11 protein-coding genes are annotated in these 14,410 nt (G+C 64.9%); 10 read left to right on the top strand and 1 reads right to left on the bottom strand.

Annotated features, from left to right (window positions below; all coding sequences use genetic code 11):
* Positions 1-52: 52 nt before the first annotated feature.
* From coxB to tnpB, 10 genes are all read left to right on the top strand, one after another.
* Complete coding sequence (gene coxB / locus BES08_RS17905; RefSeq protein WP_051587221.1) at positions 53-1,015, top strand: cytochrome c oxidase subunit II; 963 nt, start codon at positions 53-55, stop codon at positions 1,013-1,015.
* Complete coding sequence (gene ctaD / locus BES08_RS17900; protein ID WP_036530622.1) at positions 1,012-3,534, top strand: cytochrome c oxidase subunit I; 2,523 nt, start codon at positions 1,012-1,014, stop codon at positions 3,532-3,534. Before coxB ends, ctaD begins: the two co-directional genes overlap by 4 nt.
* Positions 3,534-3,911, top strand: a complete 378-nt coding sequence (locus tag BES08_RS17895; protein ID WP_036530620.1) for a hypothetical protein — start codon at positions 3,534-3,536, stop codon at positions 3,909-3,911. The genes ctaD and BES08_RS17895 overlap by 1 nt, the downstream gene beginning before the upstream one ends.
* The gene (locus tag BES08_RS17890; RefSeq protein WP_036530617.1) at positions 3,908-4,504 is read left to right on the top strand and encodes a cytochrome c oxidase assembly protein; all 597 of its coding nucleotides are present in this window, start codon (positions 3,908-3,910) and stop codon (positions 4,502-4,504) included. Before BES08_RS17895 ends, BES08_RS17890 begins: the two co-directional genes overlap by 4 nt.
* Positions 4,501-5,547 carry a c-type cytochrome gene (locus BES08_RS17885; protein ID WP_036530615.1) on the top strand — a complete coding sequence of 349 codons (1,047 nt, stop codon included), beginning with the start codon at positions 4,501-4,503 and terminating at the stop codon, positions 5,545-5,547. Before BES08_RS17890 ends, BES08_RS17885 begins: the two co-directional genes overlap by 4 nt.
* A gap of 32 nt (positions 5,548-5,579) precedes the next feature.
* Entirely contained in the window at positions 5,580-6,461 is an 882-nt protein-coding gene (gene ku, locus BES08_RS17880) for a non-homologous end joining protein Ku (protein WP_008830544.1), read from the top strand.
* Positions 6,433-8,979, top strand: coding sequence for a DNA ligase D (ligD, locus tag BES08_RS17875; protein ID WP_069709337.1), 2,547 nt, complete (start codon positions 6,433-6,435; stop codon positions 8,977-8,979). Before ku ends, ligD begins: the two co-directional genes overlap by 29 nt.
* Before the next feature lie 47 nt (positions 8,980-9,026).
* Positions 9,027-11,084, top strand: coding sequence for an AsmA family protein (locus BES08_RS17870; RefSeq protein ID WP_036530609.1), 2,058 nt, complete (start codon positions 9,027-9,029; stop codon positions 11,082-11,084).
* Positions 11,085-11,611: 527 nt separating this feature from the next.
* On the top strand, positions 11,612-12,037 hold the full coding sequence (locus BES08_RS17865; RefSeq protein ID WP_036530607.1) for a transposase: 426 nt from the start codon (positions 11,612-11,614) through the stop codon (positions 12,035-12,037).
* A gap of 29 nt (positions 12,038-12,066) precedes the next feature.
* Positions 12,067-12,246 carry an IS66 family insertion sequence element accessory protein TnpB gene (gene tnpB / locus BES08_RS17860; RefSeq protein WP_162177437.1) on the top strand — a complete coding sequence of 60 codons (180 nt, stop codon included), beginning with the start codon at positions 12,067-12,069 and terminating at the stop codon, positions 12,244-12,246.
* Between the two features lie 11 nt (positions 12,247-12,257).
* Here the strand turns inward: tnpB and BES08_RS17855 are convergent, their stop codons facing one another.
* Entirely contained in the window at positions 12,258-14,369 is a 2,112-nt protein-coding gene (locus tag BES08_RS17855) for a recombinase family protein (RefSeq protein ID WP_069709558.1), read from the bottom strand.
* Positions 14,370-14,410: the final 41 nt, after the last annotated feature.

The raw sequence follows: 14,410 nt of genomic DNA, 5'->3' as shown, positions 1-14,410 counted from the left end.
CGCTCGCGCGTTGTCAGGCGCACACAGGGGACAGCACGGGACAAGGGGCATCTTGCGCAAATCGATCATCGTCTGCGCGGCTTTGCTGGCCGGGTGCAACAACCACCAGTCCGCGCTCGCACCGTTCGGGCTGGAGGCACGCTCAACGCTGACGATGACCATGGTGCTGGTGATCGGCGCGGTGATCATCGCGCTGGGCGTGGTAGCCGTGTTCGTCCTCGCGGTGCGCGCGCCGGAGGGGCGACTGGACCACGCGGGCGGAATGCGCATGGTGCTCTGGCTCGGCGCGATCGTGCCGACGGTGGTGCTGACGGCACTGTTGGTCTGGGCCCTGCCCGCGATGCGTCCGCTCCCCGACGCCGCGCAGAACCTGCGCGTGCATGTCGAGGGCGAGCAGTTCTGGTGGCGGGTGCGCTACAAACATCAGGGCCAGCCGCCCCTGATCTCCGCCAACGAAGTGCGCATTCCAGTGGGCCGCACTATCGTGTTCGAACTGACCGCGACCGACGTGATCCACAGCTTCTGGATCCCCGGCCTTGCGGGGAAGATGGACATGATCCCGGGGCGCACCAACTACCTCGTCGTCAAGGCCGACAAGGCGGGCATCTATCGCGGCGTCTGCGCGGAGTTCTGCGGCCTCAGCCATGCGCTGATGGCGTTCGACGTGATCGCGATGGAGCCCGCCGCCTTCGACGCATGGCTGGCGACCAGTCGCGAGCCGCCCATTCGCACGCAGGGTCGCGGCGCGGCGCTGTTCGCGGCCAGTGGCTGCAATGCGTGCCATTCCCTGAACGGCGGCCAGAGCGGGGGATCGGGCATCGGCCCCGACCTCACCCACTTCGGGACACGCCGCACGCTGGGCGCTGGCATCCTTGCCCCCACCGTGGAGAACACCGCCGCCTTCATCCGCGATCCGCACAAGTCAAAGCCGGGAGCCCGCATGCCCTCCTACGCCGCGATGCCGGAGGCAGACGCACGCGCAATCGCCCGCTGGCTGAAGGAGGCGGGACGATGAGCCTGCACGATCAGGACGACATCGCGCTGCGCGAGGCGCAGGAAGTGCGGCTCCGCAAGGTCTGGGAACCGCCCAAGGGACTGTTCCTGCGCTGGACGGACACCAACAACAACCAAGTCGGCGTGTGGTACGTCCTGACCGCGTTCGGTTTCATGCTGTTCGCGGGCGTGCTCGCGCTCATCATACGCATGCAGCTGGCGGTGCCGGACAACGATCTGGTGGAAGCAGGGACGTTCAACCAGCTGTTCACGCTGCACGGCTCGGTGATGATGTTCCTCTTCGCCGTACCGATGTTCGAGGCGGTGTCGATCATCCTGCTGCCGCAATTGCTGGGCGCGCGCGACCTGCCCTTTCCGCGCCTGTCCGCTTTCGGATACTGGTCGTTCCTGATCGGCGGGGTGTTCGTATCGGGCTCGATCTTCTTCGATGCTGCGCCCGATGGCGGGTGGTTCATGTACCCGCCGCTGACCACGCGCACGGACCTGTCCGGCCTCGGCGCAGATATCTGGATGCTGGGGCTGTCCTTCATCGAGGTGTCCTCCGTCGCCGCCGCCGTCGAACTGATCGTCGGCGTCCTGAAATGCCGCCCGCCGGGGATGCGGCTCAACCTGATGCCGCTCTATGCCTGGTACATCCTCGTCGTCGCGGTGATGATCCTGTTCGCCTTCCCGCCGCTGATCGCAGGCGACGTGCTGTTCGAGATGGAGCGCCTGCTCGACTGGCCGTTCTTCGACGCCTCGCGCGGCGGCGATCCGCTGCTATGGCAACACCTGTTCTGGATCTTCGGCCATCCGGAGGTCTACATCGTCTTCCTACCCTCGATCGCCCTGTTCGCGATGCTGGTGCCGACATTCGCGCGTCGGCACCTACTGGGCTATCCGTGGATCGTGCTGGCGGCGGTGGGCACCGCGTTCCTTTCGTTTGGGCTCTGGGTCCATCACATGTTCGCGACCGGGCTGCCCAAGATCAGCCTCGCGTTCTTCTCCGCCGCGTCGGAGGCCGTGGCGATCCCGACGGCGGTGCAGATCTTCGTGTTCATCGTGACGCTCTGGGCGGGGCGTGTGGTCTGGTCGACGCCGCTGCTCTACGCGGCGGGGAGCTTGGCGATCTTCGTCATCGGCGGGCTGACCGGGGTAATGGTGGCCGTCGCCCCGTTCGACTGGCAGGCGCACGACACATACTTCGTCGTCGCCCACCTGCATTACGTGCTGATCGGCGGCACGCTGATGCCGCTGTTCGCAGGGCTCTACTACTATTGGCCGCTGGTGACGGGCAAGAAGCTGTCGGACCGACTGGGGCGCACCGCGTTCTGGCTCATCTTCGTGGGCGCCAACATGTGCTTCTTCCCGATGCACCTGTCGGGGCTCGAGGGAATGCCGCGCCGCGTCTTCACCTATCCGGAGGAGCTTGGCCTCGGCGGCCTCAATCTTGCCTCCACCATCGGCTCGTTCGTGATCGCGGCGGGTGTGGCGGTCATCGTGCTGGACTTGTACCGCTCGCCATGGCGGCAGAAGGCCCCGCGCAATCCATGGGCTGCGGGCACGCTGGAGTGGCTGGCCCATCCCGATGACGAGAACTGGGGCATCCGCTCGATCCCACTGATCGAGAGCCGCTATCCGATCTGGGATCAGGAGGACTTCGTGCGCAAGGTGGACGAAGGCCGCTACTTTCTGCCCGACGCCGAGGAAGGCCGGCGCGAGACGATCGTGACCTCGGTGCTCGATGCCCGCCCGGTGTCAGTGATCCGTCTCGGCGGGCCGAGCTGGCTGCCGATGCTGACGGCGGTTGCGCTGGGCGGGGTGTTCATCCTGACGACCTACCACTTCTACTGGGCCGCGCTCGCCTCGGGCATGCTGACGCTGGCGCTGGTGCTGACATGGCTGTGGACCGGCACGGCGGAGATTCCGGAGAAGCCCCGCAAGCCGATCGGCCACGGGCTGGAACTGCCGCTCTACATCTCGGGCGACGCGGCGCCGGGGTGGTGGGCGATGTTCATCACCATGATGGCCGATGCGACGGCGTTCTCCGGCCTCGTCTTCGGCTACTACTTTTTCTGGACCCGGCACGAGGACTTCCCGCCGATGGCGATGGCGGACGGACCGGGCGTCTGGTGGCCGATGGTGGCTCTGGCAGTCGGGCTCGCAAGCTGGCTGGCGACGGTGGGCGCACGCGAAGTTCACGCGTGCGGCAAGATCGCGCTCGCCCGCGTACTGGTACTGGTGGGCATCGCGGCCAGTCTTGCCGGTATCTACGCAGGTCTTGCCGGACCCTGGCTCTCAGGAATGGACCCGCAGATGCACAGCTATCCAGCCATCGTCTGGACGCTGGCGATCTGGACGACGGCGCACTGCGGCGTCGCCGCGATCATGCTGGCCTACGTCCTTGCGCGCAGCCTTGCCGGGAAGATGACGCCCGCGCACGACGCCGATATCCGCAACGTCACCGTCTACATGCACTTCCTCGCGCTGACGGTGGCGGTCACGTACCTCACTATCGGCCTGTTTCCGGAGCTCGCGTGATGAGTGAGCGGCGCAAGTGGCATGAGCGGCTCAAGGTCACGCTCTGGACTCTCATCGTGCCGCCTGCGGTATGGGCGGGCCATTTCCTCTTCGCCTACCTGTGGGCGGCGATATCCTGCGCCAAGGACGGCGCCTTCGCGAAGTTCCCGGTCCTGTTCGCCCTCGGCACCGTATTGGCGCTGGCGGTGATCGCGCTGTCTGGCTGGATCGCGTGGAAACAGCAGCGCACCGTCGGTGATCCGCCCCCGCATGACGAGGGCACCGAGGTCGACCGCCTGCGGTTCCTGGCCAAATCGACGCTGCTGCTGGCGGGCCTCAGCTTCGTGTCGGTGCTGTTCACCGCCCTGCCCGTCGTCTTTATCGGAGACTGCCGGTGAAGCGCGCCGCACTGGTTGTCGGATTGCTTCTGGTCCCGATCGGCTGGGCGCTGTCGCCGCTGCCGCTGGGCATGACTGGACACATGGCGGGACACATGATCGCCGTGGCCGTGGCCGCGCCGCTGCTGGCCTATGCCGCACGGGGCACCATTGCCGATCCGGCAAGGCGCTGGCCGCGGATCGTCACACCGATGGTCATGATGTTGCTGGAACTGCTGACCGTCTGGGGCTGGCATCTGCCCGCTTTGCGCGCCGCCGCCGATAGTCACGCCCTTATAGCCGTGATCGAGCAGGCGAGCTTTCTTGCGGCCGGTTTTTTGCTGTGGAGCGCGGCCATCCACCCCCCGGCCCGAGCAAGCGGGATCGGCGCCCTGCTGCTTACGTCCATGCACATGACCCTGCTGGGCGTCCTCATTGGCCTTGCGCCGCGTCCGCTCTATCACGGGATGCACCATGGCCACGGGCTTGATCCGCTCGGCGACCAGCAACTTGGCGGCGTGGTGATGCTGGTGATCGGCGGCGCCAGTTACCTGATCGGCGGGCTGGGCCTGCTTGCGACCCTGCTGCGAGAAGACCGGAGCACCGCGACATGATGGTGAAAATCACGACCGGGCGTGTGGTGCTTGCCCTCAGCGCAGCACTCACGCTGGGGCTGGGCGCGGCGGCGGCAGGGCTGGTGCCCGTCGCTGCCTCCACCGGGCACTGGAAGATCACCGACTGGTTCCTGCACTGGACGATGCAGAATTCCGCGCGCACCTACAGCGCCGTGCAAACGCCCAAGGTCATCCGTGACGATACGGGCCTCGTCAGCGCGGCAGGGCATTTCCGCCAGTCCTGCCAGGTATGCCACGGCGCGCCGGGGGAAGAGCCCTCCCCGGTCATGCAGGCCGCCACTCCGCCAGCGCCGAACCTTGCCAAGACGGCGGGCCACTACACCGATCGCGAACTGTTCTGGATCATCCGCCACGGCGTCAAGTTCACCGGCATGCCCGCATGGGCAGGAAAGAGCCGCGCCGACGAAATCCGCCGCATGGTCGGCTTCGTGCGCCGCCTGCCGACGATGACACCGCGGCAATACCGCGCGCTCACTCGGCCGATCGCAGGCGCTCCCTTGCCCCAGTGCGCGGGCTGCCACGGCGTCGACGGCAAAGGACGCGCCCAGCCCGACATCCCGATCATCGCCGGACAGGATGCCGCCTACATGCTGCGCGCGCTGCAGGCCTACAAATCCGGCAAGCGGGCCAGCGCGGTCATGCAGACAGCCGCGGCCGGGCTCGACGAGGCGCAAATGAAAGCTGCGGTCACCTATTACGCGCGCCTGCCCGGCCTGTCTCACGGCCCCGTTACAGACCGGCACGCCATAGTCGCGAAAGGCCTTCCCGAAGCGCAACTGCCAGCCTGCGCGCAGTGCCACGCCCCCGGCAAGGCAGCCCCTGTCATCACCGGCCAGCGAGCCGCGTACCTGGCCGAACGCCTGCGCCAGTGGCGAGGCGAAGACACGGTCATCGACGCTCACAAGCCGCAGGACCCGATGGCCGTAATCGCCCGGCGCATACCCGAGGAGGCGCTCGATGATCTGGCCGAAAGCCTCGCTGCTCCCACCGGCCAGACTGCGACGGGAACAACCATGCCCTGATCCGGCTTGTGATGCCGAGGAAGGAACCGCCCATGCCCGCACGCGCATACTGGAAAGGCCAGATCCGACTGGCGCTCGTCTCGATCCCGATCGAGGTCTACCCGGCGACGCGATCGGGCGCGGCGATTTCCTTTCATCAGATCCATGAGCCGAGCGGCAAGCGCATCCGCTACGAGAAAGTCGCGCCCGGCGTCGGCCCGGTGGACCGCGACGAGATTATCAAGGGCTTCGAGGTTTCCAAGGGCAGCTACGTCCTGCTCGACGAGGAGGAGATCGAGGCGGTCAAGATCGAGAGCCGCAAGACGCTCGAACTCGTCCAGTTCGTCGATGCCGATGAGATCGATGTGCTCTATTACGAGAAGCCCTATTTCGTCATCCCAGCCGACGATCTGGCAGAGGAAGCGTACACCGTCCTGCGCGAGGCGCTGCGCAAGACGCGCAAGGTCGGCCTTGGGCAACTGGCGGTGCGCGGGCGCGAGCAACTGGTGTCGATCAAGCCTTGCGGGCGGGGCCTGGTGATGGAAGTGCTGCGCTACGCCGACGAGGTCCACAAGGCGCAAGGCTACTTCCGCGACATCGAGGATGCGAAGCCCGACGCCGACCTGCTCGACCTCGCCACGACGCTGATCGACAAGAAGACCGCACCGTTCAAGCCCGCCGAATTCCACGACCGCTATGTCGATGCGCTCCACCGCCTGATCGACAAGAAGGCCAAGTCGAAGAGCAACAAGCGCATTCTGGAGGATGTTGAGGAACCGGCAAGCGGCAAGGGCAACGTCATCGATCTGATGGCGGCGCTCAAGAAGTCGGTCGGGGACGGCAAGGCCGGCGGCAAGTCAGCCTCGTCAACGCGCAAGCCTGCGGCGAAGAAGGCATCGCCCTCGGGTGGCAGCCGTGCCCGCAAGCGGGCGTAGCGGCAAGGCCGGCGCCCCCGGCGCCGACCTTCTCGCCGAATACAACCGCAAGCGCGACTTCGCGAAGACCGCCGAACCTGCGGGCAAGCGAAGCAAGACCGGCGGCAACGCCTTCATCGTGCAGAAGCATGCGGCGCGGCGGCTGCATTGGGATTTCCGACTCGACGTCGATGGTGTGCTCAAGTCCTGGGCGGTGACCCGGGGACCGAGCGCCGATCCCGACGACAAGCGCCTTGCCGTGCGCACCGAGGACCACCCCCTGTCCTACGGCGAATTCGAGGGCGGCATCCCCAAGGGCGAATACGGCGGCGGTACGGTGATGCTCTGGGACCGGGGCACCTGGGCGCCGATCGCGGGCAAGAGCGCGAAGGACATCGAGGACGGCCACCTCCACTTCACTCTCGATGGCGAGCGGATGAAGGGCGAATGGCTGCTCGTGCGCATGAAGCCCAGACCCGGCGAGAAGCGCGAGAACTGGTTGCTGCGCAAGGTGAAGGATGCCCATGCGCAGACGGGTGATGCACTCGTCGAACAGGGCCTCACCAGTGTGCTCACCGGCCGCACCATGGCCGAGATCGAAGCCGACAAGGGCGGCACCCACTCGCTGAAGGGCAAGAAGGGCGATGCCTTTGCGCAGGTCATGGAGAAGGCCGCCTCTCGCAATGCGCGGCACAAGAACCGCTCCCGCAAAGGCGCGGGCAAGCTGCCGAAGTTCCGTCCCGTCCAGTTCGCCACTCTGGTCGACACCGTGCCCACCGGCAACCTGTGGATGCATGAGATAAAGTTCGACGGCTACCGCGCGCTCGTCGCGGCGGCGGGGGGCAAGGTCGTGGTCCATACCCGCAGCGGCCTCGACTGGACGGATAAGTTCGGCCCGTTGGCCGCGCATATCGCCGCGCTCGACCTGCCGCCCTGCCTGATCGATGGGGAGCTCATCGCCCGGGGCACGGACGGCAATCCCGATTTCTCCAGCCTCCAGGCCGTACTCAAGCGCGGCAAGGGTAGCCAGGGCGAAGACCAGCCCTTGGAATTCCACGCCTTCGATCTCCTCGAACTTGATGGCGAGAATCTGGCGGCGATGCCCAACATCGAGCGCAAGGAACGGCTGGAGGCGCTGCTGGCTGATGCCGTGCCGCCCATCTTCGTCGCCGACCACGTGATCGGCGCTGGCGAGACGCTCTACGATGCGATGTGCGGCGCCGGGCAGGAAGGGATCATCGCCAAGCGCATCGATGCACCCTACCGGGGCCGCCGCACGAAAGACTGGGTCAAGGTCAAGTGCACCCGGCGGCAGGAGTTCGTCATCGTGGGATGGGCGAAGTCGAGCGCAAAGGGCCGGCCATTCTCCTCGCTGCTGCTGGGGCAGTACGAGGACAAGACCCTTATCTATCGCGGCAAGGTGGGCACCGGCTTCGACGCGGAGGGTCTTGCCGACATGGCGACAAGGCTTGAAAAGCTGGCGCGCAAGACCCCGCCGCTGAGCGTCGATAAGGCAGAGGCACGCGGCGCAAGCTGGGTCACCCCGAAACTGGTGGCGGAAGTGGCCTTCGCCGAACTGACCGGCGAAGGCCGCGTGCGTCATGGCAGCTTTTTGGGCCTCAGGATTGACAAGAAGGCTCGGGCTGTCACGCCGGAGAAAGCGCAGGCCCCGCCACGGGCGGAGATTGCCGTGAAGATCAGCAACCGCGAGCGCGTGATCTTCCCCGAAAGCGGCAACTCCAAGGGCGACCTTGCGGATTACTACGCCGCCGTCGCGCCGCTGATGCTGCCGTTCGTGACGAACCGGCCGATCAGTCTCGTCCGTTGCCCGCAAGGCCGGGCGAAGAAATGCTTCTTCCAGAAGCACGACAGCGGCACGTTCGGCGAACACGTCCATCACGTGCCGATCCGCGAAAAGGACGGCGGCGCGGAGGACTACCTCTATCTCAATGACGCAGAGGGCCTTCTCTCCTGCGTGCAGATGGGCACGATCGAATTCCACGGCTGGGCGGCAAGGGTCGACGACGTTGAACGTCCCGACCGCATGATCTTCGACCTCGACCCCGACGAGGGATTGGATTTCAAGGAATGCATCCGAGCCGCCGGCGACATCCGTGCCCGGCTCGCGGACCTTGGCCTGGTGACCTTCGCAATGCTGTCCGGCGGCAAGGGCGTCCATGTCGTCGTGCCGCTCAAGCGCGGGCACGACTGGGACACCCACAAGGACTTCGCCCGCCGCTTCGCCGAAGCCATGAGCCTTGCCGAGCCGGACCGCTACGTCGCGACGATGAGCAAGGCCAGGCGCAAGGGCCGCATCTTCATCGACTGGCTGCGCAACCAGCGCGGAGCGACCGCCGTGCTGCCCTACTCCGCACGATCACGCGACAGGGCTCCGGTCGCGGTGCCGGTGAGCTGGGATGAACTGGACGGGATGAAGACTGCGCATCCCTTCTCGATTGGCGATGCTGCGGAGCTGATCAGGCGGTCCGAACGACTGCATGGCTGGGGCTTTGCCGAGCAGCGGCTTCCGGAGATCTGACCAAAGTGAACCGGCAACCAAATCCCTTTCTCAGACGATGATAGGCCATGGAAACGCCAGTCGCCTCGGATTCGCCTGCGCCAACGCCATCCGTCCGGCGGCGGAGCAGCCACATCGTTCGCAACGTGCTGCTGATCGTGGTCGGCGCGATCTTCGCTGTATGGCTGGTGCTGTTCATCACCAAGGGGCGGTTCCTCAAGCATCCCTTCGAGAATATTGCCGGTACGCTGAGCGACCGCGAGGTAAAGGTCGGCGGAGACTTCCAGCTCTATTTCGCGCCGCTGCGCATCAAGTTCCTTGCCGAACGACTGGCCGTCTCAAACCCGCCATGGGCCAAGGGCCGCGCCCTGTTCGCGGTGCAGCGAATTGAAGCGCGGATCGCACCGCTATCGCTGCTGTTCGGTCGGCGGCATGTCTATTCCCTGGCACTCGACCGGGGCGTTGCCAATCTCGAATGGGACGGTGCTCACAAGCGCAACACCTGGACGTTTTCGCAAGGCGGCGAAGGCAAGCCCTTCCAGATGCCGCGCATCGACCAAGCCGACATCACCGGCACGCAGGTCCATTATGTCGATCCGCAGATGCCCCTGCTCGCGAATCTCACTATCGATCCGATCGCGGCGACCGACACCCGCATCGGCAAGGCGGTCGGGCTGAAGGGTGACGGAACGTTCCGCACCACGCCGTTCCGCCTTTCGGCGCAGTTGCTGTCCCCGGATGCCAGTGTTGCTGGCGGGGAAAACCGACTCCAAGCGCGCGCCTGGGCCGCTCACAGCGTGATCGACGTTTCGGGCACCCTGCCCGGCTTGACGGAATTCGAAGGCGTCCCGCTGAAGGTGGCGGCGCAAGGTCGTGACTTGTCGGATCTGCTGGCCGTCATTGACGTCGCGATCCCGCAGACGCGCCGCTATGCGCTCAAGGCGCAGATGGTGAAGCAGGCACAGACTTATCGCTTCACCGGAATGAACGGCACCTTCGGCCAGTCGGACTTGTCCGGCAGCTTCACCGTGACCAACGCAGCGCGGCTGCGAATGGACGCGTCGCTCGTGACCCGGCGGCTCGACATCATCGATGCGGCCCCGTTCATCGGCTACAATCCGGACGTCGTCGCTTCAAAGGGTGCGGTAGCCGCTGCCGCCGCCACAGGTGCCGGCGCGCGCCGTATCCTTCCCGATGCCGCACTGCCGGTTGCGATGATGCAGCGCTTCGACGCGGGGGTCGACTGGAAGATCGCTATCGTGCGCTCGAAGAACGTGCCCGTTTCAAACATCGCGCTCAAGTTGTCGCTCGACAAGGGGCGCCTCGCGCTATCGCCGCTCACGTTCTCGATGGCGCGCGGCGATGTGGCCTCGGACCTGATATTCGACACCCGCCAGCGGCCGTCGGCAATACGCTACGACATCCGGCTTGCAACCACGCCGATGGGACGGCTGCTCGCCGGATATGGGCTGGCGGACTCGGGCACCACCGGCACGATCCGCGGACGTATCCATTTGGAAGGCAGAGGCGATACGGTCCACGATTCCCTGGCAAGCTCGTCCGGTCGGATCGCGTTCGTAATGCCGCAAGGCACCTTGTGGACGAAAAACGCGCAACTCGCCGAACTTGATATTGGCACGTTCGTGCAGAAGATGTTCCAGGGCAAGCTCAAGAAACCGATCGAGGTGAACTGCGGCCTGCTCGCCTTCACCGTCCGCAGCGGCACGGCAGTTGCCGATCCGATCCTGATCGATACCAGCAAAAACGTCGTCACCGGGCGCGGCGGCTTCAGCTTCGGCACCGAGGCGGTAGACATGGCCTTTCGCGCCGACGGCAAGAAGATCAGCCTGTTCTCCGGCCAGTCGCCCGTTGGTCTGGGCGGGCATTTCGCCGAGCCTAAGCTGCAGGTCATCACCCCGCAACTTGTCGGCCACGCGGGTGCCGGTCTCGGCCTTGCAATCGTGGCGACTCCGGTGGCCGGGCTGCTCGCCTTCGTCGATCCAGGCGATGCCAAGTCGGCGGCCTGCGGGCCTGTTCTTGCTGGCGCCAACGCCAGCGCCCAGCGCACGTCGAAGGGCAAGCCGCGCGACGACGTCGGCAACGGCACTGCGAAGAAGAACCCTTAGCAAGGGTCGGAACCATCGCCCTCGCCGGCCTTTGCTTCTCCAAAGGAGATCATATTTGTTCGGCAGTATCCTCGGTGCGATTGCAGTTAGTCAGGTCGCCCAGCACATGCGCGACGTAGATGGAACCGGCGGCGCCATCCTGGGCGTCGCGGCGACGTCGGCATTGCGCCTCCTCGGTCCCGTCGGCCTGATCGCCGCCGGCGTGGGGGGCTGTGCACCAAGAAGCGCTTCGAGAAGCGTGACGCGGCCAAAAGGGTTTCGCAGCTCTCGGCCACGCCCTCCATGTTCATGCGCTGAGTCGCGCCCCCATCCGTACTCACGTGCTCGTCGGGATAATCGACCTTGCCGCCTACGGCGGTAGCCTCTGGCTGCGCGAACATCCCGAATATGACCCGCGCGCGCCGCTAACGATTGATCAGGCTGACACCTCGGTCACGCGCGGAAATGTCATGGGGGTGCGCGATGATCGGTAAGCGTTGTCCCGGCTCCACCTTGCCTGTCGCGAAGGCTGTGGTTGAAGTGGGAGGATGGAAGAGCCCCGCCTTACGACCGCATTGGACACCGACATTGGAGTGCCTCTGAAGCCTGTGCGGCGGATCGAGGTTCTCGCGGGGATGGCAGGCCGCCGTCGCGTCTGGACACTGGAACAGAAGCTCGCGTTGGTCTCGGAGATGGAGCGCAGCGATAATGTCGCGGCTTTTGCTCGTGAGCGGGAGGTCAGCACGGCGCTGCTTTACACATGGCGCAGGGAGCTGCGTTACGCCATGGAAGCCGCCAAGCTGGCCCCGCGCGACGAGCCCATGTTTGTGCCAGTCGTGGGCGGGTCGTCGCAGCCGCGCTCTCACGATGGCATTGAGGTTGAAGTCGGCGGAGCGGTGGTCCGGATCGGACAGGCAGCCCGGACTGACCTGGTCGTGGCCATCATTCAAGCTCTTCAAGAGACTGCCGCGTGATGCTCGGGATCGGCCCAGGCACCAGGGTGATGGTAGCAACGCGTCCGGTGGATTTCCGCAAAGGCCCGGACGCGCTGGCTGCGCTGGTCGGCGCCGAGTACGGAGGTGATCCGTATTCGGGGGTGATTTATGTGTTCCGCGCCAAGCGCAGTGACCGGATCAAGCTGGTATGGTGGGACGGCACCGGACTGTGCCAGATGGCCAACTAACTGGCTTCACATTACAGCCCTTCCATCGAGATCGTTGCATTTTGTTCGCTGAGCCGACGGACGCTGGCAGCCCGGTGCGCGAGTTGGTTCCATCGGCTACATTGTTTGGCCGGGACGTGCGGGCCCGGGGGTTCATAGAGGCTCATGTAGCCATTGTAGGAGTGACGTTTGACGATGCCGTACTTCGCCCACCTGACCAAGGTGCTTTCTGAGATTCCGAGTTTCGCGCAGGCTTCTGCTTTTGTCAGCATACCACGGTCGCGCAGCCGGTCGTAACGAGTGCGCAGACCATATTGTTTGACGAGGTAGATCACGCGCAGGTCGGTAAACTGCGCATTGGTCTGGTCACGCCGGGCAGAGCCACCAGGGCGGATCTCTTTTGCATTCAGGATGTCCTTGATTTCGGCACAGATGTGATCGTCGAGCAGTGTGTCGACCAGGCCCACCACCTCCGGTCGGGTCTTTACCTGCTGGGCTGAAGATTTGGGGTTTTGAGTGGTCAGTGTTTCGGTCCTCCCGCCTCTGAAGCGGATGTGGACGCGGGTTTCGCCCTCGCTGGGGAACTTCAGCAGGGTGACGTCCTCGACAAGGTAGGCCAGAAGCCGCTTGCGCTCACGGTTGGGCAGGGTGGGGTCGGACCAGACCGTTTTGAAGTCTGTCGTCATGGCGATTAACCGATCGTGGATCGCATCGTCCAGCTTCAGGCGGTCTTCGCGCAGAGCACGCTCTCTGTCTTCTTGTAGCTCAGTCAGCGAGCGCAGCTTGTCGTTCCATTCTCGTTCCAATGTGTCGGCAACCAGGCGGTTGTTCGGATCGACCAGCATGAAGCGGCGCTGCGCCAGATCGGCATCGATCCGGGCACGCTCGACAGCGCGGAGCCGGAGCTCGTCCGCTTCGCCATGGCGACGCTCGATCTCTTTCCTGATTTCCAGCGCCAACTCCACGGCGGCGGGCGTCATTTCCGCGGCGATCAATTCGCCAATTGCTGCGTCAATGGGCCACCCTGCGATCGACTGACAGTGAGGCTCGCCGCGGGAAGCGGAAGCACGACTGCACAGATACCAGGTGTCCACCTGGCCGCGCCGGTCGGCGTAGCGGGCTCTCATATGACTTCCGCAACGTCCGCATACAACGCGCCCTTGCAGCAGGGCCGCGCCTTCGCGGGGCGGCGAGGCGCGAACGGACTGATAGCCTCGACCATTGGATTCCAGGACCCTGAGGTTGTGCTGGAACTGATCCCAACTGATGTAGCCGGGGTGGGCATCCGGGATGCAGGCAAGCCATTCCTTGGGATCACGCTTGCGGAGCTGTTTCTTCCCATCGACGGTCCGGCGATAAAGACGCTGCCCATAGGCATAAACGCCGGCATAGCGAGGATTGTGTAGCGTTCGCATGGCGGTCGATGCGGTCAGCGGTTGGAAGATCACCTGCTTGCTATTGCGTACCCGAGACGGGAAGAGCAGGCCTTCCCTGGCGAACGCCTTGACTGTCTGGGAAGCCGATCCGACCCGCGAGAACGTTTCGAAGAAGTGAGTGATCATCTCCCGGATCTGCGCGTCAGGGTCGAGGACAACGTTGCCAGCCTCATCATAGAGGAAGCCGGTTGGAAGCGGGCAACGATATTCGCCGCGGCGTACCTTGTTGAGGATTCCGCCGCGTAAACGGGCTTTGATGACGTGCAATTCGGCTTCGCTCATGGTGCCCTTGAGGCCAAGTAGCAGGCGATCGTTGAAGTTAGCCGGATCGTACACGCCATCCTCATCGAGGATCAGCGTGTCGGCCAAGGCGCAGATTTCCAGCAATCGATGCCAGTCCGCGTTGTTTCTCGCGAGCCGCGATACCTCCAGGCCCATGACGATCCCTGCGCGTCCCATGCCAACATCGGATACAAGGTGCTGGAAGCCCTCGCGCCACGACGCTGAAGCGCCGGATTCGCCTTGGTCGCTGTCGATGACAATAATCTGGTCGTCACGCCATCCCAGTCCTGTCGCCCTCCCACGGAGGGCGTATTGCCGCTTGGTGCTTTCGACGTTCTCCATGACCTGCCGCATCGACGACTGTCGGATGTAGAGGTAGGCACCCCGTTCGAGATGATGCGATTGAACCTTGAGGTTTTCGTTCATGCCGTTCTCCTCCATTCAGGCTCCGCCATCACCATGGCGGC

The sequence above is a fragment of the Novosphingobium resinovorum genome, assembly GCF_001742225.1.
Lineage (GTDB): Bacteria > Pseudomonadota > Alphaproteobacteria > Sphingomonadales > Sphingomonadaceae > Novosphingobium > Novosphingobium resinovorum_A.
Note: the sequence above shows the minus strand (reverse complement) of the source record. Positions and strands in the feature narration are given on the sequence as shown.